This is a genomic window from Pseudomonas sp. CH61 (genome assembly GCF_059429415.1).
In genome coordinates, this window is sequence record NZ_CM182098.1 from 2,799,604 (window position 1) to 2,825,800 (window position 26,197).

Here is a 26,197-nt window from a genome sequence, read left to right on the forward strand (position 1 = left end):
TCAAATTCAGAAACAAATCAAAAGCCGCCCCCGCCCGCTACTCACCACTCAACAGGATGAGCGTTAGCTCGGCTGCAGCTCTTGATCTAGCCGTGCTGGCCCCTTCGGCAGGCTGAGTGGAGGGATTTATCCGGGGGTGGGAGCGCAGCGACCGTTTGGCGGAGCCAAATGCATCGAGAGGAGGTGCAGCGAAGCAAACCGTAGGCGATGCCCCCGGATAGATCCCGTAACGAAGGAACCCGAGCCACGGCGAGGGCCGAACGCCGGGGCCCAGACCTTTGGTTCCTTTGGGGCGTTTGCCAAAGGGACTCGCTGTAAGAGCGAAACCGCCAGCCGCAACCCCAAAAACAACGGATATTCACACAAAACCCCAAGAACCTGGTCGGCCCAAAGGCCGCCAAGAACCAAAAAAAAGCCCCGCAACCAAATAAGGGCGCGGGGCAAAAAATTGGTTGGTTGCGGCCAACCAAAGGAGCTCAGTCAAATCCGTACAAAAGCCAAAATCAGATGCAATCCTGCGCAGCCCGCTCAAAACTCGAAGGCAAAAGATTCGAAGCCAACAAATGCCGCTCGTAGATAAACACCTTGCCGCCAGCGCCAGCCTTGTAAGCCTCCAGCACGTTGTCAGCCGAAACCTTGCTCGGCACCACAATCCGATAACTGCGCTGAGTCTGCGAAACCGTCGGGTTCAGCGCACTGCCCTGCAACTTCGGCACAACACAATCGGCGTACTGCGCAGGCGTCTTGCTGGTCTGCAAGGTCAGGCTCGGGTTATTCGGCGCCGAAGCACAACCAGCGAGCAACAAAGAGGCAACGGCCAGAGCAGGCACAAAGAAAAGACGCATCGGTGTCATCCTGAAAATAAAGGTTCGATTCAACCGGCAACGGTTCAGCCTCACGGAGCCGCCGTTGCCATTTATGTTTTAAGTGTTCAGCTCGACGCCACCAACGCCTTGAGCGACACATCGAATTGCTTCAAGGCGTTGAGTTGCAAGTCACGCTGCCTGTCGATCTGCGCAGCGATGACCGGTGCGGCCTGGTTATGCACCCACACCGAAGGCAACTGTTTCTCGACGGCGCCTTCAGCCTTGCCGATGTATTGCAGGTCGGCGTCGTAGAAGCGTGCGGTGAACCGCGCTTCGACCAGACTGTTACGCTGGGTCAGCAGCCGATTGAACGTGTCGAGCTTCACCACCACGTCCGGATGAGCCTGCACCAGCGCATCCAGGTTGTCGTAAACGGTCACCGACAAGAACTGTTGTTGCAGCGAACTCACCAGCCAGTCGATGGCCAGCTCCGGATCGGAACTGCTGACAAAGGCTTCACGAATCCGCGAGTCGAGCGCATCTTTCGCGCCGTTGACCGCCATGTCGTGGTAACGCTCAAGGTATTGCAGGTTGTCCAGAGTGTTCTCGCTGAGCAGCACGCCGACCGTCTGTGAATGCTGAAGGGTGGCGCTGCTGCCTGTGAGGGTCTGGAAGTGACACGACCCGGCGTCGGCTGCGTAAGTCGGAGCTGTGAACAGTGCGCCGCCTGTCAGCAGGGCGACCAAAGCCAGTCGGGTCAGGGTGTTCATCGCGCAAATTCCTTGAGTGCGTGTTCGATGAAGGCGATTTTCCGCCGTTTACCGACAAAGCAGAACTTGCGTTTCTTGATGGTCACTATTACTTCTAGCAATAGTTGCGCGATGTGCAGACTGATACACACTCAACTACAACGAGAAAAACATGAAATGAGGAGTTCGCCTTGAGAACGTTTGACCTGATCCGTGACGCCGTTCTGCCCGATTTTCGCGAGCGTGTGGCCGAGTATCTGGTTCAGTACGAAAGTGTATTGCTGGACAAAGGCATCACCGACCCGCAGATCATCACCGACACTGCCAATCAGTTGCGCGGTTACCTGCGCGGGCTCAACACCACGCGCGTGCTGGGCATGGCGTACTGGGAGGAGCTGGATCGTCGAGTCGTCGACACCTGGCTCGCACCACAGCAATGACCGATCGGCACCGTGGTCAGGGGGGCGACTAACGACCGCGCCCTCCCCGCTGCCAATGGTCTGCGCGGCAATAAGGCCTCTGCGAAAAAACCGCCCGAACGCTTACAATCGCCGGTCTCACTGCCAATCAGACAGGCTCATCCAGAAATGCCGCTCGACCCACCTACGATGTTGACCCTTTCCATCGCCCTCGCAGCCGCTGCCGCGCTGTATCTGGCGATCGAATGGCGCAGCATTCGTGAGCCTTCGCTACTGTTGTGGAGCGCCGGTTTTGCCACCATCACCGTCGGTTCCACCCTCGCCCTGTTGCGCAGCAGCGGCTTTCTGCTGATCGGTATCTGGTTCGCCAACGGCTTGCTGGTGACCGCGCACTTCCTGTTCCTGCTCGGTGTGGCACGTTTTACCCAGATACGGCTGTCGCCGGCCTGGTATCTGATCTTTGTCACTTGGCTGGTCATGCTGTTGCTGCCGGACGGGCCGCTGTGGTCCAAGGTCATGCTGGCGGCCAATTCGTTGCTGGTGGCGCTGGCGACCCTCAAGGCCAGCTCATTGCTGCGCCCCCACGGCAAGTCGTTGAGCGTCGGCGCGGTGCAGTTGCGTTACGTTTTGCTCGGCCACGGGATCTTCTATGTGGCCAAAGCCCTGACCGTGGTGATCCCCGGCACGCTGATCGATCTGGCGGCGTTTCGTGGCGAGATCATCCAGATTTCCCTGGTCGAAGGCGCGATGGCAATCATGTTGATCGCCCTGTCGATGACCGGCACCGAACGTTATCGCCGGGAAAAACAGATCGCCCGCCTCGCCGAACGCGATCCGCTGACCGCCCTGTACAACCGCCGCGCCCTCGAAAAGCGCGCGCCGCGCCTGCTCGAACAGGTTTCGGCGGAGCATCCCGGCGCCCTGCTGCTGATCGACATCGACAACTTCAAACTGGTCAACGACCAGTACGGCCACACCGCCGGGGATCGTTTGCTGATCGCCCTGAGCGAGATGATCCGCTCGGTACTGCCGCGCAATGCGCTGACGGCGCGTCTGGGCGGTGACGAGTTTGTCATCCTGTTAAACAACACATCAGGCGAGCGCGTCATGGAACTGGGCAACGCCTTGCGCGAGCAGTTTCTCAGCACCACTTCACAGACATTCCCCACCACCGCGGCCGTGACCCTGAGCATCGGCGCCAGCCTGTTCGACAACCCGCCTGCCAACCTGACGACACTGATCGAGCAAGGCGACGCGGCACTCTACGAATCGAAACGCGGCGGGCGCAATCGCCTGTGCCTGACCGGACTCACCACGCCAGGATAATAAAAACCATGTCCAGCCTCGATACTCCTCTGCAAGACCTCGCCGCGCCCGAAGGCGTCTGTTACGGCTGCGGCGGCCGCAACCCGCACGGCCTGCACGTCAAAAGCCATTGGCATGAAGACGGCGTGCACGTTATAGCCGAACACCTGCCGGAGGCCAAATACTGCGGCTGGCCGGACCTGGTCTACGGCGGCCTGATCGCGATGCTGGTCGACTGCCATTCCAACTGGACAGTCATGGCCTACCACTACCGCGCAGAAAACCGCGAGCCCGGCAGCCTGCCGCGTATTGACTGCGTTACTGGCAACCTCGGCATCAAGTTCATCAAACCGACACCGATGGGCGTACAGCTGGTTTTGCGGGCGACCGTCGAGGGTGAGGTTGGGCGCAAGACGCGGGTGATTTGCGAGGTGTATGCGGGGGATGTACTGACGGCGGTGGGTGATTCGGTGTTTGTGCGGGTCGATACAGGGCAACTGGCGGATGCGGCGCATGGGCGAAAAAGCCAAAGCCCCTCACCCTAACCCTCTCCCAGAGGGAGAGGGGACTGACCGAGGCGTCTGGTTGAAATACGCCGACCTGAGATATCGAGTCGAACTCTGGATTTGAAAAATCCTCACCTCAGCCCTCTCCTTGGGGAAAGGAGACTGACCGAGGCGTCTGTTCGAAATACGCCGACCTGAGATATCGAGTCGAACTAGGATTTTGAAAAGCCCACAAATTAGCTCCCTCTCCTTGGGGAGAGGGCTGGGGTGAGGGGTGAATCCACCGCCGAACTCAATGTGAAACCGGCTTAAACCTGCCTCACATTCGCCCGCGCCGTATGCAGCTTTTTATAGCTCTCGATCAAACGCAAATGCCGATCCAGCCCTTCCAGCTTCATGCTGGTCGGCGTCAAACCATAAAACCGCACGCTGCCATTCACCGAACCAATCGCCGCATCCATACGCTCGTCGCCAAACATCCGGCGGAAGTTGGCTTCGTAGTCTTCCAGCAGCAGGTCTTCATCCAGTTCCATCTCCAACACCACGTTCACTGCTTGATAGAACAAGCCGCGCTCAACGGTGTTGTCGTTGTACTGCAGGAACGCTTCAACCAGATCCTTGGCCTGCTCGTACTTCTGCAGCGCGAGGCAGATCAGCAGGCGCAGCTCCAGAATAGTCAACTTGCCCCACGGCGTGTTGTCGTCGAACTCGACGCCGATCAGCGTGGTGATCTCGGTGTAATCGTCCTGCTCGCTGTTCTCCAGGCCTTGGGCGAGGTTACGCAGGCCGACTTTGCTCAGGTTGTGCAGGTTGAGGATGTCGGCGCGGAACTGCAGGGCTTTGTTGGTGTTGTCCCAGATCAGGTCTTCGACCGGGTAGATCTCCGAGTAATCCGGCACCAGAATCCGGCAGGCCTTGGCGCCGATGTGCTCGTAGACCGCCATGTAGACTTCCTTGCCCATGTCTTCGAGGATGCCGAACAGCGTCGCGGCCTCTTCGGCGTTGGAGTTTTCGCCCTGGCCGGAGAAGTCCCACTCGACGAATTCGAAGTCCGGTTTGGCACTGAAGAAACGCCACGACACCACACCGCTGGAGTCGATAAAGTGCTCGACAAAGTTATTCGGCTCGGTCACGGCCTGACCGGAGAAGGTCGGCTGCGGCAAGTCATTGAGACCTTCGAAGCTGCGGCCCTGCAACAGCTCGGTGAGGCTGCGTTCCAGCGCCACTTCCAGGCTCGGGTGCGCGCCGAACGAGGCAAACACGCCGCCGGTGCGCGGGTTCATCAGGGTCACGCACATCACCGGGAATTCACCGCCCAGCGACGCGTCCTTGACCAGCACCGGGAAGCCCTGCTCTTCCAGGCCTTTGATGCCGGCGAGGATGCTCGGGTATTTCTCCAGCACTTCTTGCGGCACGTCCGGCAGGGCCATTTCGCCTTCGAGGATTTCGCGCTTGACCGCGCGCTCGAAGATCTCCGACAGGCACTGCACCTGCGCTTCGGCGAGGGTGTTGCCAGCGCTCATGCCGTTGCTGAGGTAAAGGTTTTCGATCAGGTTGGACGGGAAGTACACCACTTCATTGTCAGACTGGCGCACAAACGGCAGCGAGCAGATGCCACGCTGGGTGTTGCCGGAGTTAGTGTCGAACAGGTTCGAGCCGCGCAACTCGCCGTCACGGTTGTAAATCTTCCGGGTGTATTCGTCGAGGATCTCGCTCGGCAACTCGTCTTTCGGGCCCGGCTTGAACCATTGCTCGTCCGGATAATGAACAAACTCGGCATTGGCGATTTCCTCGCCCCAGAACTGGTCGTTGTAGAAGAAGTTGCAGTTCAGGCGCTCGATGAACTCGCCCAGCGCCGAGGCCAGTGCGCCCTCTTTGGTCGCGCCCTTGCCGTTGGTGAAGCACATTGGCGAATGCGCATCGCGGATATGCAGCGACCAGACGTTGGGCACGATGTTGCGCCACGAGGCGATTTCGATCTTCATGCCCAGGTCGGCCAAAATCCCCGACATGTTGGCGATTGTCTGCTCCAGCGGCAGGTCCTTGCCGGCGATGAAGGTGCCTGCGTCGGAGCCGGCCACCGGCATCAACAGCGCCTGGGCATCGGCGTCGAGGTTCTCGACTTCTTCAATGATGAATTCCGGGCCGGTCTGCACGACCTTCTTCACCGTGCAGCGATCGATGGAACGCAGGATGCCCAAACGATCTTTCTCGGAGATGTCCGCCGGCAACTCGACCTGGATCTTGAAGATCTGGTTGTAGCGGTTTTCCGGGTCGACGATGTTGTTCTGCGACAGACGAATGTTTTCCGTGGGGATGTTGCGCGTGTCGCAGTACAACTTCACAAAGTACGCCGCACACAACGCCGACGATGCCAGAAAGTAGTCGAACGGCCCCGGTGCCGAGCCATCGCCCTTGTAGCGGATGGGCTGATCGGCGATCACCGTGAAGTCGTCGAACTTGGCTTCAAGTCGAAGGTTGTCGAGAAAGTTGACCTTGATTTCCATGCGGGATTACCAGAATACGGCTAAACGAATGGGCGCCATTATCCGGTTTTTGCGCGGGAAGTCTTGCCCTTTCGGGATTGGCCGCTGATCGGCGTCCTGCACTTGGGAAGACAAATCACGCGGGGTTCACTACGCTTTCAGAGCAGTCGCCGAGAACAATCTGAACATTGCGCCCACGCCGTGGTTCTAGATTCAGAAGACAGCGGATCAAGGACGAGCACATGGACCTTTCCAGCTATGCAGCCCCGCTTCCACCGCGCCAGAGCGCCGTCACTCGCCGCCTGGCCTTCGCGGTCGGAGCACTGTTTGTCAGCGGCGTGATTGCCGCGACCGTGGCCTTGCTCGGCATTGCCGAACGCCTCGACAACGACGAGATCAACAAAACCCGCTTTTACTCGGCTCGCGCGCTGGAAAACCGCATCACTGCCTCGAAAAACTACATCACCAGCTACGCCTACTGGACCACCGCCTACGAGCATTTGAGCGGTCAGGTCGACACCGATTGGGCCTACACCGAGCAGAACCTCGGCAAAACCCTGTTCACCAGTGACGGCTATGACGGCGTGTTCGTGCTCAACCGCGAAGGCACCCGTTACGCGGTGGTGCGCGGGCAAATGGTCGATGCCGAGCTGTCCGCGTTCGTACAGGTGAGCGCCACGGAGTTACTCGATCAAGTGTTGGGCCAAGGTGATCTGACCAAACCGGTCAGCCGCTACTCACTGTTCGAAGGCTGGCCGGCGCTGGTGTCGGCGGCGGCGATCATTCCCAACGATGAGCGGCCCCTTGGCGATCCGCAGACCTCATCGGTGCTGGTGTTCGTCGACAAACTCACGCCGACCAAGTTGCGCTTGATCGGCAGCGGTTACGGCTTGAACAACCTGACCCTGGCGCCGGACGAGACCATCGACCCGCAGCGCCCTCGGGTGCCGCTGGACAGCACCGGTTACAGCCTGGTCGCTGATCTGGAGCGACCCGGGCAACATTTATTGTGGTCATTGCTGCCGCCACTCGGCGCGACGATTGTGGTGCTGATGCTGCTGACCGCGTACTTCTTCCGTCATGCCTTGCGTTCATCGCAGTACGTCGACCAGAGTTTTGCTGTCATGCAAACCTCCAATCAAGCACTGGAAAACGCCAACCGCGAGCTGGAAGCCAGTGAAGAACGCTTTCGCGCCGTGGCCGAAGCGGCTTCGGACTGGATCTGGGAAGTCGATCGCGCCCTCGCGCTGACCTACCTGTCGGCGCGCTTCAGCGAAGTGACCGGTTACCCGCAAACCCTGTGGCTGGGGCAAGACATCGGCCACCTGTTGAGTTGCGATACCACGCCGCTGGAACTGTGGCTGAGAAACCTGACCGAGGAGAACAGCGCCAGTGATTTGCGTTGCACTTACCGTGACCACGCCGGCCAGCAACGCCACTGTCGACTGTCGGCCCGGCCGATTTATCAGCAGCACACAGTCATTGGCTATCGTGGTACCGCCAGCGACATCACCGACGAAGTCGCCGCCCATGCGCAGATCCAGCATTTGTCGATGCACGACGCCCTCACCGGCCTGCCCAATCGCAACAAACTCGCGCGTTATCTGGATGAAGCGCTGCTGCTCAAAGAGCACGCGCCGCCACTGTCACTGCTGATGATCGACCTCGATAACTTCAAGCCGATCAACGATTCCCTCGGCCACCCGGCCGGTGACGCCGTGCTGCAGGAAGTCGCCGTGCGCCTGCGTGAGTGCACTCGCGAACACGACATCGTCGCGCGACTGGGCGGCGACGAATTCATCGTGGTGCTCAACGGTATGGACAGTCCGCACGAAATCGACAAATTCTGCACCCGCCTGATCGGCAGCCTGCATCAACCGGTGGTCTTCGAACACCATCCGCTGCACATCGGCGCCAGCATCGGCATCTCGCTCAGTCGCCACCACGGCTATGTGCCCAGCGACCTGATCCGTTACGCCGACATAGCCCTCTATCAAGCCAAATCCGAAGGCAAAAACACTTGGTGTTATTTCGAAGCGCACATGAGCGATCAGATCCAGACGCGCCGGCAAATGGAAGATGACTTGCGTCACGCGCTCACGCACAACGAATTCATCCTGCACTATCAGCCGCGCTACAAGATCGATGGCAAGCACATCGTTTCGGTCGAAGCGTTGGTGCGCTGGCAGCATCCGACCAAGGGATTGCTCGGCCCGGACTTGTTCATCCCGTTGGCAGAGCAGACCGATCTGATTGTCCCGCTCGGCCGCTGGGTGCTGCGCGAGGCCTGCGAAACCGCGTTGGGCTGGCCGGAGGACATTCTGCTGTCGGTCAATCTGTCGCCCGCGCAGTTTGCTGTCAGCGATGTGGTCGAGGATGTTCGCGAAGTGCTGGTGCAAAGCCGTTTCCCGGCCAGTCGCCTGGAACTGGAGATCACCGAAAACGTGATGCTCAACGACACCGACGGCGCCCTGACCACCATGAATGCCCTGAAAGAACTCGGCGTGCGCCTGAACATGGACGACTTCGGTACCGGGTACTCATCGCTCGGTTACTTGCGCGCCTACCCGTTCGACGGGATCAAGATCGACAAGCGTTTCATTGCCTCGATCAGCAGCGGCACCAATGATCGCGCGGTGGTGCAGGCAATCATCGGGTTAGGCAAAGCCATGGGCCTGACCGTGACGGCCGAAGGCGTCGAGACCGAAGAGCAACTGGATATTCTCGGCGTTGATCAATGCAATGAGGTGCAGGGTTACTTCATGAGTCGGCCGATCGACAAAGTCGCGTTTGCGCAATTGCTGCACGATTCCAGGGGCGCACAGCTGAAGGCAAAGAAAGGTCGCGTGACCTGAAGGACTTAACCGTTTGTACGACCCAAATCGGCGGTAAACAAATTGCCTGCATCGCGCACTAACTGCCGCCACTCGGCGCTGGTGATCAGCCCCTGCTCCTCCATTTCATCGGCGGCCTTGAGCAGTTCGTCGTACTGCTGTTCCGGGTCCAGACGCATCTGCGCTTGCGTCGCCAGTTTTCGCCATGCCGCCAGTTTTTCTTGTTTGCGCTGATCGAACATCGGGAATGATCTCGTGAAGGACTCCACGGGTAGAAAGAAACGAGATCGCGATGGTTCAGCGCAGTCGACGGATGGACTGCTCACTTCTAAGGGGTAGTACTGATCAGCAATGCAGGAAACGCCACCAAACCCTGTGGGAGCGAGCCTGCTCGCGAAAGCGGATTGTCTGCACCGAAAATATTGGCTGACCCACCGCCATCGCTTGCAGGCAAGCTCCCACAGGGTTTGTGCTGATCCGCCATGACGGATGATCACCGAATACTGTAGGAGTGAGCCTGCTCGCGATAGCGGATTGTCTGTGACGGATGTGTTGGCTGACACACCGCTATCGCGAGCAGGCTCACTCCTACAGGGATTTGTGCGGGCCAGCTGTCAGAACTTTGTCGCTACGCGTTTATACGGATAATCCGGATCCCGGTACTTGCCCGGCTTCTGCCGTTTGGGCAACTCGACCTTGTCGCGCTTCACATCCTCATACGGAATGCGACTGAGCACATCGGTGATGATGTTCAGCCGTGCGCGGCGCTTGTCGTTGGAGTCGGCGACCAGCCACGGCGCGTGTTCGGTGTCAGAGTGTTTGAACATTTCGTCCCGCGCCCGTGAGTAGTCGTACCAGCGGCTGTAGGACTTCAAGTCCATGGGTGTCAGTTTCCAGGTCTTGCGACCATCGTTGATTCGCGCTTCGAGCCGGCGGGTCTGCTCTTCGGGGCTGACTTCCAGCCAGTACTTGAGCAGGATCACTCCGGACTGGACGATGGCGTGTTCAACCAAGGGAATCGATTTGAGGAATTTGTCGGCCTGCTCGTCGGTGCAGAAGCCCATCACCCGCTCAACACCGGCGCGGTTGTACCAACTGCGATCGAAGATCACCACTTCGCCTGCCGCCGGTAGATAAGGCAGATAACGTTGCACGTGCATCTGGCTTTTCTCGCGATCGGTCGGCGCCGGCAACGCCACCACGCGAAAGACACGCGGGCTGACGCGCTCGGTCAATGCCTTGATGGTCCCGCCCTTGCCGGCGCCATCGCGCCCTTCAAAAACGATGCAGACCTTGACGCCCTTGGCGATCACCCATTCCTGCAACTTGACCAGTTCGACGTGCAGTTTGCGCAAATGCTCGAGGTAATCCTTGTTTTTCAGTTTCAGACTTTCAGGCGCCGTGGCGGCCTTCTTTTTGCCTTTTGCCATGACCTTGGCCTCTCTCCAATAAATGCAGAAACAGAGTGTTGATTGACGGGGTACACCAGACACGTGAGGTTAGTTCATGCCGTGCTGTTTGCCATTGCCGGGCAAAAAGCAAAATTGCCATGTGTTTCGTTCGTTCTTTCTTGCGTCGCACTGTTCATTGCCCTGCCCTTGTCTGCCTGGAGTTTTCTCGATGCCCGCGTCCAAATCCCTGCCCACCGCCCTGCTCGGCCTGGCTCTAGCCTGCCCGGCGATGGCCGAGACTCAAGGTCTGGAACTGGGGCAAGTGCTGATTTCGGCCGAGGATCGCAACGGCAGTGATGTCTCTGTTGAGGAAGCCAAGGCCCGCCTCGATCAGGTGCCCGGCGGCACCGGCGTGGTCGACATGCGTCAGCCGCTGCAGGGCCGCGTGGCGAGCAATCAGGATGTGCTGGCGTATCAACCTGGGGTTTATGCGCAGTCGGCGGGCAACGAAGGCGTGAAAATCTCGGTCCGTGGCTCGGGCATCAACCGTGCGCCGGGCGCCCATGCGTCGGGGCTATACACCCTGCTTGATGGACTGCCGCTGACCGGCCCGGGCGGCACGCCGTATGAATTGCTCGAACCGCTGTGGGTCGACCACGTTGAAGTACTGCGCGGCGCCAACGGCTTCGATCGCGGCTCGCTGGCCCTGGGTGGCGCCATCGATTACGTCAGCCACACCGGTTACAACGCACCGAAACTACAGGTGCGCTACGCCACCGGCAGCCACGGTTATCAGCAGCGTCAGATCAGTTCCGGGCAGGTGCTCGGCGACTTCGATTACTACGTGTCGCTCACCGATTCCAACGCCGACGGCTATCAGGATCACACCGCCAGCGAAAGCAAAGGCGTGATCGCCAACTTCGGCTATCGCTTCAACCCGAACCTGGAAACGCGCTTCTATATCCGCTACCGCGAGACCGACAACGACCTCGCCGGCCGCGTGACCAAGCACTCCATCGAGCACTCGCCTCGCGCGGCCAATCCGTCCTATGTGGCACGCGATGACAGCCGCAAACAGCCGGGCAGCACCTTCATCGGCAACAAGACCACGTTCTATATCGACGACGACTCGAGCATTCAGACCGGCCTCGTCTACCACGACTACCCGATGGACCTGCGCGAAGGCCCGAACCGCTTGAAGGTCGCCTATACCGACGTCAGCGGCACGTTCGACTACAAACGCCGCGACACGATTTTCGGCATGGAAAGCCGCAGCAACGTCGGCCTGCGCGTGACCAAACACCTGCCCAACGACGGCGCCAGCGAGTTCGTGCGCATTCCCACCGCGCCCAACACCGCCAGCTACGTGCCCGGCACGCGCATGCGCAACTTCACCTATCAGGGTTCGGACACCGTTCTGCACTTTGGCAACGATCTGGAAATCGCCGACGACCTCTGGCTGACCACCGGCCTCGCCGCTATCTACACCCGCCGCGAAAGTGCTGTCACCTACCCGCAGAGCGGCGGCAAAACCAGCATGAACGACTGGGACTACGCGCCACGCCTCGGCCTGCGCTACCAGATCACCCCGGACCTGCAAGTGTTCGGCAACCTCAGCCGCTCGGTTGAGGCGCCGCATCCGTGGTCGCTGATCTACAGCTCCAACGTACGCTTTCCGTTTGATAGCGGCGCTGCGACCGGTACGCAGAAAGACCCGATCAAACTGCAGAACCAGACCGCAACCACACTGGAACTGGGCGGCCGGGGTGACAGCGTCGTCGGTGAATGGAGTCTGGCGTGGTACTACGCGCAGGTGCGGCATGAATTGTTGTCGGTGTTGCCGGATGCCAATGCCGTCACGCCGTATGAACTTAACGCCAGCCCGACCGTGCACCAAGGCGTGGAAGCCAGCCTCAACAGCAAACTCTGGTCGGCTGATGATGGCCGTCAGTTGAGTTTGCGTCAGGCGTATACCTTCAGTGATTTCCACTATCGCGATGACGATCGTTTTAGTGACAACCGCCTGCCCGGTCTGCCGATGCATTACTACCAGGGCGAGTTGCGTTACGACTGGCCGCAGGGGTTCTTTGCGGCAGTGAATACACAACTGGTGTCTAAAGTGGCGGTGGATTACGCCAACAGTTATTACGCCGATCCTTACGCACTGTTTGGCGCGACGCTGGGTTACAACGCGCCGAAGGGTGACTGGCAGACGTGGGTGGATATGCGTAATTTGACCAACAAGCACTATGCCGCCACGGTCACGCCGGGGTATGACGACAAAGGCCTGGATGCCGCGCGGTCTACGCCGGGTGAAGGGATGGGGGTTTATGTCGGGGTGTCGTGGAGCCTGCTCTGACACCTGGACCTGTGGGAGCCAGCCTGCTGGCGATAGCGGCGTATCTGTTGCGAAGAAGCTAACTGACCCACCGCCATCGCTTGCAGGCAAGCTCCCACAGTGATTTGTGCTGTACCGCGATTTTGCGGGCAACACTTAAACCTGTGGGAGCGGGCTTGCCCGCGAAGACGGTAGTCCATTCAAGATTGAAACAACTGAAAGAACACGGAGACCCCGTTTTCTCCGCAGCCTCAACCCAACCGCATCGACAACTCAATATCATCCGCAAACGGCACAGACAGATATCCGTTCTGCGGCGCACGAACGTAAGCCAGATAATCAGGGCAATAATCGGTGTTGTCCGCCACAACCAAGGCACCCGGCTTCAAGTGTTTTTCAACCAGATTCAACACGTCGCCATACAATGCCTTGGCCCCATCGAGCAGGAGCAGATCCACCGTTTCCGGCAGATCCGTTGCCAGCGTCACCATCGCATCTCCCTGGCGAATCTCGACCAGATCGCTGACGCCACCTTCAACGAAGTGATGCCGCGCCAACGCGATCTTCGACGGTTCGAACTCACTGCCGATCAACACTCCGCCCCCGTTATCGCGCAGCGCCGCCGCCAGGTGCAGGGTGGACAGGCCGAACGAGGTGCCGAACTCGACAATGGCTTTGGCCTTGGTGTTGCGCGCCAGCATGTACAGCAGTTTGCCGGTGTCGCGAGAGACCGGCAGCCACAGATCTTTGAGCAGTTCATAGAGCTTCAGGTACTCGGTTTTGCTGTGCATCAGGCGCTCGCGTTCTTCGCCTGATACCGTTTCCAGCACCGGGCTGGTGGCGGCGCCGGCTTGGGCGTAGAGGCGTTCGATCAGGCTTGCGAGGGTTTCAGTGGTCAAGGTCGTCATGATTGCTTTCCGTCAGTCGGGAACTAGAATGCGAGCAATTCGTCGCGTTTAAATGATGCGAGCGATTCGCTTCTTGCGCTATTCGCATTCCCCCGGACGCCAGAGTTGCCGATGACCAAGCCCCAGACTGTCCGTATTTCCTCACGCAAACAGCCGCAGCAGGCTCGCTCCAGCGAACTGGTGGCGGCGATTCTGCAAGCGGCTATTTAGGTTTTGAGCGAGCACGGCGCCACCCGTTTCACCACCGCACGGGTCGCAGAAAAGGCGGGGGTGAGCATCGGCTCGCTGTATCAGTACTTCCCCAACAAAGCGGCGATCCTGTTCCGCTTGCAGAGCGATGAGTGGTTGCACACCACGCAGATGTTGCAGCGGATTCTGCAAGACTTTGAGCAGCCGCCACTCACTCGCCTGCGCACCCTGGTGCAGGCATTCATTCGTTCAGAGTGCGACGAAGCGCAGATGCGCGGCGCACTGAACGACGCCGCCCCGCTCTACCGCAACGCCCCCGAAGCCCACGCAGTGCGCGCTGCCGGGCGGCAGATTTTCGCCACGTTCATGGACGAATTGCTGCCTGAGGTCGGTGAACAAATCCGCACGTCGGCGTGCGATTTGATCCTGACCACGCTCAGTTCGGTCGGCAAAGACTTTTCCTCCAGCCCACGTACCGAGGAGGAAATCTCGGTATGCGCCGACGGGCTGGCGGATATGTTCAGCGCCTATGTGCTGGCGCTGAATGAGCGGAGTGCACCGCTCACCCGCGTTTCGGCAGCTTCCAGTTCGGGCGAATGAAATGGCAGGTGTAGCCATTCGGAATGCGCTCCAGGTAATCCTGATGCTCCGGCTCCGCTTCCCAAAACGGCCCCGCCGCTTCGATCTCGGTCACCACGCGGCCCGGCCACAGTTTTGAGGCGTCGACATCGGCAGCCGTGTCCTCGGCGACATCGCGCTGCGCTTCGTTGAGGTAATAAATCGCCGAGCGATAGCTGCGACCGAGGTCGTTGCCCTGACGGTTGGCCGTGCTCGGGTCGTGAATCTGGAAAAAGAATTCAAGGATCTGTCGGTAGCTGATCACCGCAGGATCGAAGGTGATCTCGATGGCTTCAGCGTGGTCGCCATGGTTGCGATAGGTAGCGTTCGGCACATCACCGCCGGTGTAACCGACGCGGGTCTGCAACACGCCGGGATAGCGCCGCAGCAAATCCTGCATGCCCCAGAAGCAGCCGCCAGCGAGGATGGCGGTTTCGGTTTGAGTGGTCATGGCGTGTCGTTCCTCTTCGGGGTGTTGGGTATAGCGATGGTTATGAGGGCGGGTTGGCGGATTCCAAGGGGCTGAGCCAATAGAACTACATCAAGCACCTGCAGCGGAATAAAAAACGCTCGCAATCAGCGAGCGTTTTTCGAGCCTGGCCACAAGGTCGGACTCACTTACAAACCTACTTGCTTCAAGCCATTACGCATGCCTTGATCCGCCTGTTCGCACCACTGCTTGAGACTGAGCGTCGGCGGCAGGTTACCCTCGAGCTTTTGGTATTCACCGTTCATAAACATCTCACCCTTGCGTCCCTGAGCTTCGATTTTGTCGCCGTCACTTTTGTCCACTGGCCCAGGCATGCCCTTAATAAAGTCGCTCATCTTCTTGGCGTTCTCAGTACTGTCAGCTTTCAAGAATCCCTTGTCGACGCAGTGGTTGATCAAACCCACCGAGTTGCGCCCCATGTCGTAGGCATTTTTCAGCGCTGCAGGATCCATCTCTTCCGCATGGGCGAGACTGGCGGTGCCCAGGGCTGCGGTCATGGCGAAGATCAAAGCGGTGTATTTCATGTTTAGTCCTTTAAGGTTTACAGCGGGGGTATTGATTGAATCCAGAATGTTTGATGCCTAGCTGATCACGGCGCCTTTCGGCCCACTCGCAATCAACGCAGCGCCGCAGGCGGTTTTCATGCCGTCGCGATGGGCGTGCCATCGACGGTGTAGGTGCTGCTGCCCTCGGCGATCGGGAATATGCCTTTGCACAATGGGCAACTAACCTTGTGACCGACACCGGCAATCGGCTTGCCGTTGAGGTCGGTCTGAGAGCCTGCAAATCTCGCAAGGCGAGTTAATCGGCGTTGTGACTGCATGGAAAGACCCGCTTAAAAGGCTAGAAATGGTGTCCACTTAAATCAGGTGTACACCATCGCCTTTGGCGTCGGGGTCAGGAAGGTGAGTTGGCCGGACGGTTACCCTCCGCCTACTAGGTAGGCGTCTCTACTGTCGGACCAATCCATACTCGAAATCCAACCAGTCTTTAGCTTTTCCCTCAGCAAGCAGGTCTATCGCCTCATCGAAGGAAACCTCCGCAGGAATGTTGATGGAAAAGAATTTCTTACTCATTCCTTCCCACTTGCAACCTATATTGACTAGGGAGTCCAGCACGGGCGAGATGTAAGGTACTCCTTCAGCAAAGAAAATTATACGAATGGTGCTGTTACCACTGCTCGTGACGACCTTATCGAAAAGGTGCTCACCGTCTGCACCGGCGATGACAGCAACCTCATCATGAAGACAAGCATCTCTCGAATAAAACGGTATGTTCTTCACAATGAATGTGTCGGATGCCGTTTTTTCGCCCCAAACGCTTTCGCTCGATACAGGAGGGTAATCGTCTTCGACGATCAAGTTAAAAAATACCTTTTCCATTTCAGGTCCTTAAGGAGTGAGTATTAACAGGGACAGACTACGATTAATAAACTCCAGCTCACGGCCTGTCTCCATGCCCCCTTAGGGCTTACTCAATCAATGAGCTAGTAGTGGTAAAGAAGCCAATGACAGGCACTCCCCTAGACGAGATGACTCAATATCTGAGTGCTGCAGACAAGCATCCTCATATGCAGTATTTTCCCCATCAGCAATATCAGACAAATATCTGTCGATTGCGAAAAAATCACAATCCGAGGGAATATCCACTGTAAACAGCGACACTTCCTGACTAACTGAGCACGAGGCACCTAACTGATGAAGATGAGCGATTATTTTTCTTTTCTCTTCAGTATCAGTGGCAAAAACTCTGACAGTCGAATGGCCACCCTGTTTTGCGACACGCACAGCTATCATCTCATCGCCACTGGACTTTAGCTGCACGGAATCTCCCTTACTCACGCCATAAACGTAATAGGGAGTATTGTCTAAGATATAGGTGCCATCACCGGCATAGATGCCCCAGATCGACTCAGCAGATACAGGAGGATAATCATCCTCGTCAGGCGTTAACTCAAAGACAATCTTGTGAAAGGTACCTTTCATTCTATACGCTCAGGGTGATAAGCCGACTAGACTTTATTAGGCAAACCACGTTTAAAAACCTTCAGAAACGTGGTCTGTCCCAGAGCAGTTTTCATCAACTCGTGCACAGGTGATTTTCTTCAGAGACCGGTTCAGGGCTAAATCGCATGACGACGCTCCCATTTCTCACTGCTAGCGCGCCAAACGCTAACCCCATCAATTTTTGGTTCATCACGCTCTCCGATCACGGTGTATCGATAACGTTGTTTCAGCCCTTTTTTTCTGACTGCCTGAATATTCGTTACCTTATCTAGCTGTTCTTCGGTATCAGTCAAAATGGTCTGTTCATACTCCGGAGGCTGTCCAGTACCTAATGTATCGAGCCTTGCTGATCCAAGGGCAATTAAAGCTTTCACACTCAGATTTTCAGAGAATATCGCTTCCAACCTTGATTTTGCTGCTTCATTCGCCTTAGTCCGATACCCCGAATCCGTCTTATATGCGTCGCATCGCTTCTCGGCATGAAATCCCACCTCCCACTCATGCATCTGCGAAAGAAAATTTTGTAATCGCTCACTAGGTGACATAAAACGATCCTATCAACAATCGCACGAACAAGGGTTCTGGAATAGCCGACTTTCAGTATCCCCGTCAACTCTCGCCTGGTACAAAACAGAATGGGGTCGAGTGGCACCTTCATCGTACTGAGGGTGACACGTACTATTACGTTACTACCGCCTTTAACAGCGTCGGCAATATCTCCCTCAAAGTCACGGAACTCACCACGGTTAACACTAGGGGCTTGAGGAAAAATGTTCCCCTTACCACCGCTTCCACCCAATCGATTTCTGATGGCATGGCCAGCGTCGTCCGTATTACAGTCAAAGTTACGCCCCCCGTTTTTTTATCAGGACAGACTACGTTTAATTAATTATAAAAACGCAGCCCACCTCCGAGAACGCTCTTTATCCCGACCTATCTCCATGACCCACAGAAAACGGAGCAAAGAAACCTTGCACTACAAATTCAAGCGACCAAGCTATCCCTACTCAGGGAAAACAAATCAATCGATGTTTCTTCAAGCAACACTTCAAAAGCATCCGCACCTTTTTTTTCAATATATTTAAGTTCCGAGTCAAATACTGGAACAATCCACGCAAAAACGCATGTAAGGCCATGCGTATCAGGCCCAGCATAAGAAAATGATTCATCTCCAAAAAAAACCGGAGGCTTGATCCATACAGCAGAGAGCGAGTAATCATCGAAAACAACTCCCCCCCTCTGTATTAACTGATTATTCAACAAGGCGTAAGTGGAGCCAATAGCATCATCTGCAAGTTGCTTTACGATTGCCACTGCATTCTTGGGAATCTCATTCTGATCAATAGACAATAACAATTCGTGGTGTATTACTTGTGCAGACACCGAAGACTTAAGCCCTACATGTGAAAGGCCTAGCGTACAAAATGTGACAACACCTTCCACACTACCATCCCGACACTCAACTACTTGATAAGAATGTGCACCTTCAGAAAAATCCCACCCTTGGTAAATTTTCCCAAAGTGCTTCTCTATATGTTCAATAATGCTCATTTTCGATTTCCTTCTCTACGGTTGCAGGATGGGCATTTTAGAATAACGCCCGTCTGGTAATTGTCGAGAACCTCTTTTCGACTTACGCCGTCTGGGAAATCTCTTTTGCTCCACGGATCGGGATGGTGATCCATATCCCAATCTCGCGGACCTGTTCCTGGGGCAACGTCTACTTCTGTTTCGCACACAGGACAGATTTTGCCTCCGTTCGGTCCGGGAAGGGCACTATTCCATGCGTCCCTTACAGATGCCTTTCTCCATCCTCCACGACTCGTGACCTGACCTTTTTCATTTGTACCTTTAACCAATCCAAGCGGATCAATCCAACCATTGGCGTTTGGCGCATACTGGTAGATGTTAATGCCGCCCGCGAAGCCAATAGGATCCTGCGAAATAAACCGCCCAACCCTCGGATCATAGTATCTATATCGATTGTAGTGCAGCCCAGTCTCATGATCGTGATACTGCCCCTGGAACCGTATCGGATTCGTCACACCATGCTGCCGCGCCCATTCTGAACGCTGCTCCGTCACCTGCCCCCACGCCTTATACTGCGCGGTCCAAGCCATATTGCCGTGTGAGTCCGTCAGTTCCTGCGGTGTTCCCAGGTGATCGCACTGGTACCAGGCCAACGCATCAAACGGTAATGCCGTGGCTTTGTGATTCCACAACGGATCCTCATCAAGGCTGTATTCACCGCTGTAATCCGGCTGGCCCATGAGGTTGATCGGCGCGTGGCGCACAGTTTGAGCGACAGGTATGAAGGTGCCCGGTTCAAAGATGTAATGCACCGTGCGTCCCGGCTCGCCATCGCCCTGCGCAAGACTGCTTTCCCACGCGAGATTGTCGCCGTCCCATCCGTAAAGCGTAAAACCGCAGCCCAGTTCACGCTGTTTGCGGGCGTGCTCGTTTCTGTTCCAGAGGGAACCGGCTTCCGGGCGCTGTTTGTAGTGCGCTCGGGAGTTTTTGTGCAGGCGTCGTCCCAGTGCGTCGTAAGCGAAATCCACGCTCAGGCGCGGATCTTCGAAATGCACCAGTCGATCAAACAGGTCCCAACGCAGATCACTGCGTTGGCCGTTGTGCCAGCGCTGGATCTGATTACCGCGTTCGTCGTAGTCGTAGTGGGTGCCGGCGTATTCGCGCAGCAGGTTGTCGACCAGTTTGCTGCGCGGTGGGGTCAGATCCAGTGGGCGACGGATTTCGGCAGTCTTGTCATCCAGCAGGTTACCGGCCGGGTCGAAGGCGAAAGTTTCAACGCCTTGACGTGTCACGGCGCTGAGCAGTCGGCCGACGGGATCGTAGCGATAGGCGAGCGGGCCGCGGCGACTGTCGTTGATGTCAGTCAGTTGGCCGGCAGCGTCGTATTTGTATTCGCGCTTGAGCAGAGTGCTTTTGTCATCGCTGCGCCCCAGCAGTTGCTCCTGCAAGCGACCGGCCGGGTCCCAGCTTTGAGTTTGCAGCAAATGGTTACCTTGATGACGGGCAACTTCGCGGTGCAGGTCGTCGCGTTCATAACTGATCAGCTCATGCTCGTCCAGGCGCATGCCCAGCAGATGGCCGCTGCCGTAAGTGAGCCAACTGACGCGGTGGCCGTCGGGGCGAACGGTGGCAACACGCTGGTTGAGCACGTCGTACTCGTGCTGCCAGATCGCGACGGTGGGCTTTTCCAGTCCGAGGTAATGTTGGTGCTCGCGCAGCAGATTGCCGGCCGGGTCGTGGAACCATTGCAGGCGGCTGTCGGCGTTGTCGGCCAGCACCATATTGCCGTTGCCGTCGTAGGCAAAAGTCTCGCTTTGCGACTGCTCGCCCAGGGTAGCGCGACGCTCAATCAGGCGGCCCATCGGGTCAAAGCTCGCCGAGATGATGCGTTTGCCATTGATCAATTGGGCGAGGCGACCAGTTATCGGGTCGTACTGATAGCGAGTGCTGCGCCCGTCAAATCCGCTTTCCTCCAGCAGTCGACCGACCGGGTCGTAGTGGAAGTGCGCGCGTTGTTCGTTTTCGTTTTCCAGGGCCGTTAACCGTCCGAGGCGGTCCCAGCGATAACGTAGGGTTTGTTCGGCGGCATCGACACGCTCGGTGACCAAACCGGCAGCGCTGTAGCTCCAGGTGGTGCAACGATCGAGACCGTCGACATGCGTCAACAACCGGCCTTCGGCGTCACGTTCAAAGCGTTCTTCAGTCTTGTCCGGGTGCTTGATAAGCACCCGTTGGCCGGCCTTGTATTCGTATTCGGTGGCGTTTCCAGCAGCGTCGGTGAAGCAGATCATCTGCCCCAGCTCGTTGTATTCCCAGGCGCTGGTATTGCCTGAGCAGTCGACGTACTCGACCAGTTGCCCGGCGTCGTTGTAGTCGAGGGCTTTTTCGTTACCGTTGGCATCCTTGATCGCCGTGGGCTGACCGGCCTTGTTGTAGCCGTATTCGGTTTTGTTGCCCAGCGGATCGAGCGCTGCGACCAGATTGCCTTGGTCGTCATAGGCGCGTTGCCACTGACCGCCCTCGGCATCGCTGATTTTGATCAGCATGTCTTGGTCGTCGTAGGCGTAATGCATCACGGTGTGATCGGCGCGAATATGTTCGAGAAGATTGCTGCGCTCGTCAAAGCTGTAGCGATCCGTGCTTCCATCGGTATGCACGTGGCGCACAACGTTTTTCGCCTCGTCGCGGAAGAACCATTCCGAACGGTCGTCGGCATGGCGAATGCGATAGGTGTAGCCAAGAATGTCGTAGTAGTGCCAGGTCTCATTGCCTAGAGCATCGGTGACGTACGTCAGGCGGATGTTTTCGTCCCACTCCAGATGCGTGTCAAAGCTGCCGTCGTCCGCCCATTCACGCACGGCTCTGGCCTTGGCGCCCTGACCATCCCACTCCAGATTCATGCCACGCCCGGTACGGTCGGTGTAACGAGTGATCAGGTGATACTGGTACTTATACGACCAGACTGCACCGTTCTCGTCCTGAGCCTGAATCAGATCGCCGAAAGCATCGTACTGGTAGGCGCAAAGTTGTCGCTGCGGTTCACCGTCGCGGATTTCCCAGAGACCGGTCAGTCGGCCGTGATCGTCGATCAGCGTGCCGAGGTGCAGGTGGACTTTGGTGAAGTCGTTTTCCTGATAAGTGATCAAGTCCGAAAGCACCGACTGTTCATCGTGACGATGCTCGTAGTGCAGCATGATACCGGCGCCATTTCGCAGCGAAATATTGGTCAACACATAGCGCTGGCCACGCCGGACGTAGGTTTCCTTGCGCTCGAAACCACGGCACACCAGCAACTGATCTTCGCTGGCACGAACGAGGGTGATATTTTCGATGGCGTCGTAGTGGAACAGACCGACTTTGGGCAACGGATAGCTGTGATCGCGGCCATCGGCGCCGTAGAAGGTCAGGCCATCATCCACGCAATCGAAACGTGTGGTGAACTCGTTGATCCAGCGGGCGCCGAGTTCGTTTTGGTCGTATGCGCCCAAACGTGAATTGTAGGTACGCATCCACACAACCGGAAAAGCCCCGGGTAAACTGAAATCGGTATGGCTGAGGCTTTCCGAACCCAGGGCAAAGTTAATGCTGTGACGGGTGCTGGAGCAGGCACAGTTTCTTTTCGGATTAGGGGCGTGAGTCGCCGGAGCCTGTCGGCCCGTCGCTCCCAGCGCCCCTTCCGAGGCAGTGCGCTTGGCCTGACTGGTCTGATCTGGTTTGACACCGGCCCCTTGACCATGGGCATTGCGCTTGCGCCACAGAGCCACGGCACTGGACAGTATCAACAGCAACCAGCCGATGGAGTTCTGAACGGACTCGTCGTCCAGCTTACTCAACTGGGTGCGCAGCTCCGGGCCCATCGCTCGCAGTTTTGCGGTTTCCGAAGCAACCCGCTTCTTCACGTCATCGGGCAGCAGGTGATCGGCTGCACTGTTGGCCAAACCTTTGCCTGCGGCTTTATAAGCGCTGCAAGCGGCGCCGAAGATGTTGCCGAACGATGCAAGAGGATCATTCTTGAATTGATCGACCGCCGCACTCGCTTGTACGCCGGCCGCATTGAGATCGCCCTTGGCATCAAGCTTGCCATTGGCCACCGTCTCGAGGCCTTTGGCAATCTCGTTGATGACGTCCTCGCCCAGCTTGCCAGCGTCCGCCAGAATCCCCGGCAGCTTACCTTTGGCCTGTTCAACGAAGTCATCGAGGGTGCCGATGATGGACTCGTTCAAGTGGCCGATCAGGACTTCGATGACCGATGAACTGAGCAGCATCTTGCTGCTGGCCTTCATCTCCTGACGTACCAGAAACAGAGTCGGGCGCAGGGTCATCCGTGCTGCCGCCATCGCTGGTGGTAGCGGCAAAACACCGATCAGATTGATGCCCAGACTGGCCCAGGCAAGCAGATCACGCTTCTGCGCCTTCGACAGCGTGACGATGTCACCCAGCGCATCGACCAGCGCCATGATGTTGCCCACCACCGGCAAGGCGCCGGCGACGTTCTTGATCCGGTCGAGAGTGACCACACCGCCACTGGCGGATTGCAGCCAGCCGTCGAAGGTTGCCGCACCGCTGGCGACATCCTGAATGTCGATGGCATTCAGGGGAACGATGGCAACCTGGGGTTCACGTTTTACAACAGCATTTTCAGTGGTCATGACAGCATCTCACCCGCCAGCAGGCCCGGGGTTTTCACGGAGGTTTTTGGAGGCGTCGGCTCCGGCAGACTCGGTAACTTGCCACTCTTGCTTGCCGCCCCAAGAACCCCCGACGCACTCGGCAACGCCGCACTCGCCAGCTTCGGCAACCCAGCCACCCCGCCCTGCACCACGCCTTTCACTTGCTGCGCCGTTTGCATCGCACCTTGCGCCGTCTGCATTGCACTCATCCCTGTTTGCGCCATGTCCTTGCCCTTCTCCAACATCTCCCAACTCTTGCTCGGCAAAACCTGCGCGACCATGGCTTGCACCTGGCTCGGCACCTCTTCAGGCCCCGGTGGATTCAACGGCCATTCCGGTTTGCCGATGTAACTGCCATCGCTCCACGTATCCGCCGGGTCCTTGCCGAACAGCACCCGCGCCGGCCCCGGGGCAGCGCCGGCGACGCTGGCGAAACCCTTGCCGTCGAGCTTGCCCTTGATGCTTTTGCCCAGCGCATCGATGACTTCGTAATCGCCTTCCTTGATGCCCTGACGCCCGGCGTATTGGTTGAACAATTCCAGATTGCCCTTGCCCGGTTTCGGTGGTTCCGGGAATACCCCGGCGAGACTTTTCGCGCCGGTGTAGGCGAAGTTCGACGCGTGCGCGGTGTAAGGGCCGCTGGTGGCGTGGGTGATGCCGCCGGCGTTGTAGGTGGTGGCGCTGCCGCCGCCCTGAATCACCAGTTCGGTTTTCGCGGTGATGGTGATGCGGTCGGCGTTGGCGGTAATGTTGAGTTTGGCCAGCAGGTTGATGCTGTCCTTCAGCGCACGCACGTCGATGTCGCCGGACGCTGCGACCAGCCGCCAACCCATGCTTTGCACGAACAGGCGCATGCCACGACTGGCGCTAGCCAGCAGGCGTTTGCCGATCGACAGGCTGGTGTGGCCGGTGCTGCTCAATGCTAGGTGTTCGCCGGTGGCGATGTGGCTGGAGCGCGGAGTGGTCAGGGCGATGCCAGCCGGGCTGGCGAGGACCAGATGCGGTTCGGTGAACTCGGGGAATTCGTTGGCGGTGAGGTTGGCCGGACCCGAGCCGAGCACGCCTTGATGCTGGGCGTGCAACGCTTTGGCGACGTCGTCCTGATCGCCCGCCTCCTGAGCCTGAAGCTCTTTGGCCTGCACCGCAAAACCGTCTTGCTGATCGCTGGCGGTAGCAAGACGTTCAGCGGTTTCCGGCAGATCTTTGTGGTGCTTGGATTCGTTCGGACGCGGCTCCGTGGTGATGAGCAGACCGGCCGCCGCACGCACCGCACCGTGGCGGTCGGTTCTTAACTCAAAACCTTCACCCCGTGGTTGCCCACCTGAAGGACGCGGATGGGTCAGGTAGCCGAGGTTGATCGCACTGGCACCGTGGTCGCTGCGCAGCGCGATGCTGATCTCGCTGGTGGTGTCGTCGATGCGTAATTCGTTGGCGCGGCTGCCCTTGTATTCCTTGCTCTTGACCGTGGCCAGGGTCTTGAAATCCGGCAGTTTGTACGGCGGCAGATTCGCGCCGTGGTACAGGCAACCAGTGATTAGCGGCTGATCGGGATCACCCTCAAGGAAGGTGATCAACACCTCCATGCCGACCCGTGGAATATTGATCGAGCCAAAGGTTTCGGCCGCCCAGCTCGACGCGACGCGCATCCAGCAACTGGTCATGTCGTCGTGCTTGCCTTCGCGGTCCCAGAAGAACTGCACCTTCACCCGGCCGTACTGGTCGCAGTAGATCTCTTCACCTTCAGGGCCGCAGACCACCGCGCTTTGTGTGCCGAGGACTTTCGGTTTCGGGTGATCGAGCGGCGGACGGTACGGCACGTCCCACGGGATCGCGCTGAAGCGGTTGCGGTAGCCCTGGTGAAAATCGTCCTTGAGGTCGGTGGTGTCGCTGGTCACCGACTCTTCCAGCACCTGCGGTTGTTTGCCTTCGTGAAAGATCTCGGTGAGCAGCCAGAGATCGTTCCAGGTCGAGTTCGCGTGGTCGGTCAGGGCGAGGAAATGCCCGCTGACCAGAATCGGCTGATCGCTATTACCCTCGGCCAGACGGTAGTCGCTGCGATGGCGTTCCAGCGCGCGATTGGCCAGGTGTTTGCCGCGCTCGCGATCAACGAAACGGCCCGGGTAATCGTAGTCTTCGAGGTCCGGTTGCGCGCTGCTTTTGGCGTCGCTTTCCAGCTCGATCTTCGGTTTGACGAAGTCGTAATCACGGCGCGTGGTGCGGCTGCTGCGGGTGGCCAGACGCAGGCCGAAACGCTTGACCACCGGTTTGTCGGCGACCAGTCCGGAGTCCTGCTGATAGGCCACGGGCGCGAGTTTCGGGAAAACCGTCTGGTCATCGCCGAAGGTCAGTTTGTGGCCGCTGGACGTGTGCTGGAAGTGGTAATGAATCCCCTCCTCCTCGCACAGGCGCTGAATGAAATCCAGGTCCGACTCGTCGTACTGCACGCAGTAGATCCGCTCCGGGTAAATCGCGCTGAGCTGGAAGTGGTAATCGCTGGCGAGGATGCCGTGTTCTTCCAAGACCTTGCTGATGATCTGTTGCACGGTCATCTGCTGGAAGATGCGCTGGTTGACTCGATGCGCGAGGTAGGCCAGTTGCGGGCGCAGGGAAATCTTGTAGCGGGTCAGGCGCTTGCCCGCCTCGCCTTGGGCAATGCTGTAGACCAGCCCGTGAATGCCAGTGCCGGTTGGCGACAGCTGCAGAAACGCCAGTTTGTGCAGCACGCTTTCGAGGTTGATCGAGGCCTTTTCGCTGACCAGTTCCAGCTCGAATTCGAACGGCGTGTTGAGGGCCTCACGACCGGTGAACGACAGCACTTGAAAGTCGCTGTCGATGCCATCGACGGTCAGATTGAAATGAGGCTGGTTGGCCGGTGAGAACATCCCTTGTTCCTCGCGCAGTGCTGCGACGCGCAACAGCCCTCAAGGGGCTATTGGCAAAAAATTCTTTAGA

Annotated in this window: 19 protein-coding genes and 3 pseudogenes; 6 read left to right on the top strand and 16 right to left on the bottom strand. The window is 57.9% G+C overall.

What is annotated here, in order from left to right; all coding sequences use genetic code 11:
* Positions 1-503: 503 nt before the first annotated feature.
* Both AC5SEM_RS12510 and AC5SEM_RS12515 read right to left on the bottom strand, forming a co-directional pair.
* The gene (locus AC5SEM_RS12510) at positions 504-845 is read right to left on the bottom strand and encodes a hypothetical protein (protein WP_077572619.1); all 342 of its coding nucleotides are present in this window, start codon (positions 843-845) and stop codon (positions 504-506) included.
* An 86-nt stretch (positions 846-931) separates the two neighbouring features.
* Positions 932-1,576: an ATPase gene (locus AC5SEM_RS12515; RefSeq protein ID WP_116032600.1), complete on the bottom strand. Its 645-nt coding sequence runs from the start codon at positions 1,574-1,576 to the stop codon at positions 932-934.
* 170 nt (positions 1,577-1,746) lie between these two features.
* Between AC5SEM_RS12515 and AC5SEM_RS12520 the strand changes: the two genes are divergently transcribed.
* The 3 genes from AC5SEM_RS12520 to AC5SEM_RS12530 all read left to right on the top strand — a co-directional run bounded on the left by AC5SEM_RS12520 (position 1,747) and on the right by AC5SEM_RS12530 (position 3,824).
* Positions 1,747-1,995, top strand: coding sequence for a hypothetical protein (locus AC5SEM_RS12520; RefSeq protein WP_077572617.1), 249 nt, complete (start codon positions 1,747-1,749; stop codon positions 1,993-1,995).
* Between the two features lie 147 nt (positions 1,996-2,142).
* Complete coding sequence (locus tag AC5SEM_RS12525) at positions 2,143-3,300, top strand: GGDEF domain-containing protein (protein ID WP_495473156.1); 1,158 nt, start codon at positions 2,143-2,145, stop codon at positions 3,298-3,300.
* A gap of 8 nt (positions 3,301-3,308) precedes the next feature.
* The gene (locus AC5SEM_RS12530) at positions 3,309-3,824 is read left to right on the top strand and encodes a PaaI family thioesterase (RefSeq protein ID WP_495473157.1); all 516 of its coding nucleotides are present in this window, start codon (positions 3,309-3,311) and stop codon (positions 3,822-3,824) included.
* 269 nt (positions 3,825-4,093) lie between these two features.
* Here the strand turns inward: AC5SEM_RS12530 and AC5SEM_RS12535 are convergent, their stop codons facing one another.
* Entirely contained in the window at positions 4,094-6,292 is a 2,199-nt protein-coding gene (locus AC5SEM_RS12535; RefSeq protein WP_495473158.1) for an OsmC domain/YcaO domain-containing protein, read from the bottom strand.
* Between the two features lie 221 nt (positions 6,293-6,513).
* Between AC5SEM_RS12535 and AC5SEM_RS12540 the strand changes: the two genes are divergently transcribed.
* A complete protein-coding gene (locus AC5SEM_RS12540; RefSeq protein WP_495473159.1) occupies positions 6,514-9,126 on the top strand; it encodes a bifunctional diguanylate cyclase/phosphodiesterase in 2,613 nt (870 codons plus the stop codon).
* Between the two features lie 5 nt (positions 9,127-9,131).
* Here AC5SEM_RS12540 and AC5SEM_RS12545 read toward each other — a convergent pair whose 3' ends face one another.
* Together AC5SEM_RS12545 and ppk2 are read right to left on the bottom strand one after the other, a co-directional pair.
* Positions 9,132-9,347, bottom strand: a complete 216-nt coding sequence (locus AC5SEM_RS12545; RefSeq protein WP_495473160.1) for a hypothetical protein — start codon at positions 9,345-9,347, stop codon at positions 9,132-9,134.
* Between the two features lie 372 nt (positions 9,348-9,719).
* Positions 9,720-10,535, bottom strand: coding sequence for a polyphosphate kinase 2 (gene ppk2 / locus AC5SEM_RS12550; protein ID WP_495473161.1), 816 nt, complete (start codon positions 10,533-10,535; stop codon positions 9,720-9,722).
* 190 nt (positions 10,536-10,725) lie between these two features.
* On the opposite strand from ppk2, the gene AC5SEM_RS12555 reads away from it, so the two are divergent.
* Entirely contained in the window at positions 10,726-12,855 is a 2,130-nt protein-coding gene (locus tag AC5SEM_RS12555; protein WP_495473162.1) for a TonB-dependent receptor family protein, read from the top strand.
* A 230-nt stretch (positions 12,856-13,085) separates the two neighbouring features.
* Here the strand turns inward: AC5SEM_RS12555 and AC5SEM_RS12560 are convergent, their stop codons facing one another.
* The gene (locus AC5SEM_RS12560; protein WP_495473163.1) at positions 13,086-13,742 is read right to left on the bottom strand and encodes an O-methyltransferase; all 657 of its coding nucleotides are present in this window, start codon (positions 13,740-13,742) and stop codon (positions 13,086-13,088) included.
* Positions 13,743-13,853: 111 nt separating this feature from the next.
* Here AC5SEM_RS12560 and AC5SEM_RS12565 point away from each other — a divergent pair.
* Positions 13,854-14,531, top strand: a pseudogene (locus AC5SEM_RS12565) (TetR/AcrR family transcriptional regulator).
* On the opposite strand, the gene msrA reads toward AC5SEM_RS12565, so the two are convergent.
* The 10 genes and pseudogenes from msrA to AC5SEM_RS12615 form a co-directional block, all read right to left on the bottom strand.
* Positions 14,494-15,000 (bottom strand): peptide-methionine (S)-S-oxide reductase MsrA, encoded by a 507-nt coding sequence (gene msrA, locus AC5SEM_RS12570; protein WP_495473164.1) that lies wholly within the window; start codon positions 14,998-15,000, stop codon positions 14,494-14,496. The pseudogene AC5SEM_RS12565 and the gene msrA overlap by 38 nt on opposite strands.
* A 167-nt stretch (positions 15,001-15,167) precedes the next feature.
* The gene (locus AC5SEM_RS12575) at positions 15,168-15,563 is read right to left on the bottom strand and encodes a hypothetical protein (RefSeq protein ID WP_077572605.1); all 396 of its coding nucleotides are present in this window, start codon (positions 15,561-15,563) and stop codon (positions 15,168-15,170) included.
* 57 nt (positions 15,564-15,620) lie between these two features.
* A pseudogene (locus AC5SEM_RS12580) lies at positions 15,621-15,862 on the bottom strand (PAAR domain-containing protein).
* 127 nt (positions 15,863-15,989) lie between these two features.
* The gene (locus AC5SEM_RS12585) at positions 15,990-16,421 is read right to left on the bottom strand and encodes a DUF4265 domain-containing protein (protein WP_495473165.1); all 432 of its coding nucleotides are present in this window, start codon (positions 16,419-16,421) and stop codon (positions 15,990-15,992) included.
* A gap of 96 nt (positions 16,422-16,517) precedes the next feature.
* Positions 16,518-17,024, bottom strand: a complete 507-nt coding sequence (locus AC5SEM_RS12590) for a DUF4265 domain-containing protein (protein WP_495473166.1) — start codon at positions 17,022-17,024, stop codon at positions 16,518-16,520.
* Between the two features lie 137 nt (positions 17,025-17,161).
* Positions 17,162-17,590: an NTF2 fold immunity protein gene (locus AC5SEM_RS12595; RefSeq protein WP_137216888.1), complete on the bottom strand. Its 429-nt coding sequence runs from the start codon at positions 17,588-17,590 to the stop codon at positions 17,162-17,164.
* A 131-nt stretch (positions 17,591-17,721) separates the two neighbouring features.
* A pseudogene (locus AC5SEM_RS12600) lies at positions 17,722-17,868 on the bottom strand (DNA/RNA non-specific endonuclease); the annotation flags it as partial.
* 161 nt (positions 17,869-18,029) lie between these two features.
* On the bottom strand, positions 18,030-18,596 hold the full coding sequence (locus AC5SEM_RS12605; RefSeq protein ID WP_137216889.1) for a suppressor of fused domain protein: 567 nt from the start codon (positions 18,594-18,596) through the stop codon (positions 18,030-18,032).
* Positions 18,593-23,224: an RHS repeat-associated core domain-containing protein gene (locus tag AC5SEM_RS12610; protein ID WP_495473167.1), complete on the bottom strand. Its 4,632-nt coding sequence runs from the start codon at positions 23,222-23,224 to the stop codon at positions 18,593-18,595. Before AC5SEM_RS12610 ends, AC5SEM_RS12605 begins: the two co-directional genes overlap by 4 nt.
* Positions 23,221-26,127, bottom strand: a complete 2,907-nt coding sequence (locus tag AC5SEM_RS12615) for a type VI secretion system Vgr family protein (protein ID WP_495473168.1) — start codon at positions 26,125-26,127, stop codon at positions 23,221-23,223. The genes AC5SEM_RS12610 and AC5SEM_RS12615 overlap by 4 nt, the downstream gene beginning before the upstream one ends.
* Between the last annotated feature and the right edge of the window lie 70 nt (positions 26,128-26,197).

Coding starts and splice junctions, on each gene's coding strand:
- AC5SEM_RS12510 (WP_077572619.1), bottom strand. CDS start 845: ATGCGTCTTTTCTTTGTGCCTGCTCTGGCCGTTGCCTCTTTGTTGCTC.
- AC5SEM_RS12515 (WP_116032600.1), bottom strand. CDS start 1,576: ATGAACACCCTGACCCGACTGGCTTTGGTCGCCCTGCTGACAGGCGGC.
- AC5SEM_RS12525 (WP_495473156.1), top strand. CDS start 2,143: ATGCCGCTCGACCCACCTACGATGTTGACCCTTTCCATCGCCCTCGCA.
- AC5SEM_RS12530 (WP_495473157.1), top strand. CDS start 3,309: ATGTCCAGCCTCGATACTCCTCTGCAAGACCTCGCCGCGCCCGAAGGC.
- AC5SEM_RS12535 (WP_495473158.1), bottom strand. CDS start 6,292: ATGGAAATCAAGGTCAACTTTCTCGACAACCTTCGACTTGAAGCCAAG.
- AC5SEM_RS12540 (WP_495473159.1), top strand. CDS start 6,514: ATGGACCTTTCCAGCTATGCAGCCCCGCTTCCACCGCGCCAGAGCGCC.
- AC5SEM_RS12545 (WP_495473160.1), bottom strand. CDS start 9,347: ATGTTCGATCAGCGCAAACAAGAAAAACTGGCGGCATGGCGAAAACTG.
- ppk2 (WP_495473161.1), bottom strand. CDS start 10,535: ATGGCAAAAGGCAAAAAGAAGGCCGCCACGGCGCCTGAAAGTCTGAAA.
- AC5SEM_RS12555 (WP_495473162.1), top strand. CDS start 10,726: ATGCCCGCGTCCAAATCCCTGCCCACCGCCCTGCTCGGCCTGGCTCTA.
- AC5SEM_RS12560 (WP_495473163.1), bottom strand. CDS start 13,742: ATGACGACCTTGACCACTGAAACCCTCGCAAGCCTGATCGAACGCCTC.
- msrA (WP_495473164.1), bottom strand. CDS start 15,000: ATGACCACTCAAACCGAAACCGCCATCCTCGCTGGCGGCTGCTTCTGG.
- AC5SEM_RS12575 (WP_077572605.1), bottom strand. CDS start 15,563: ATGAAATACACCGCTTTGATCTTCGCCATGACCGCAGCCCTGGGCACC.
- AC5SEM_RS12585 (WP_495473165.1), bottom strand. CDS start 16,421: ATGGAAAAGGTATTTTTTAACTTGATCGTCGAAGACGATTACCCTCCT.
- AC5SEM_RS12590 (WP_495473166.1), bottom strand. CDS start 17,024: ATGAAAGGTACCTTTCACAAGATTGTCTTTGAGTTAACGCCTGACGAG.
- AC5SEM_RS12595 (WP_137216888.1), bottom strand. CDS start 17,590: ATGTCACCTAGTGAGCGATTACAAAATTTTCTTTCGCAGATGCATGAG.
- AC5SEM_RS12605 (WP_137216889.1), bottom strand. CDS start 18,596: ATGAGCATTATTGAACATATAGAGAAGCACTTTGGGAAAATTTACCAA.
- AC5SEM_RS12610 (WP_495473167.1), bottom strand. CDS start 23,224: ATGACCACTGAAAATGCTGTTGTAAAACGTGAACCCCAGGTTGCCATC.
- AC5SEM_RS12615 (WP_495473168.1), bottom strand. CDS start 26,127: ATGTTCTCACCGGCCAACCAGCCTCATTTCAATCTGACCGTCGATGGC.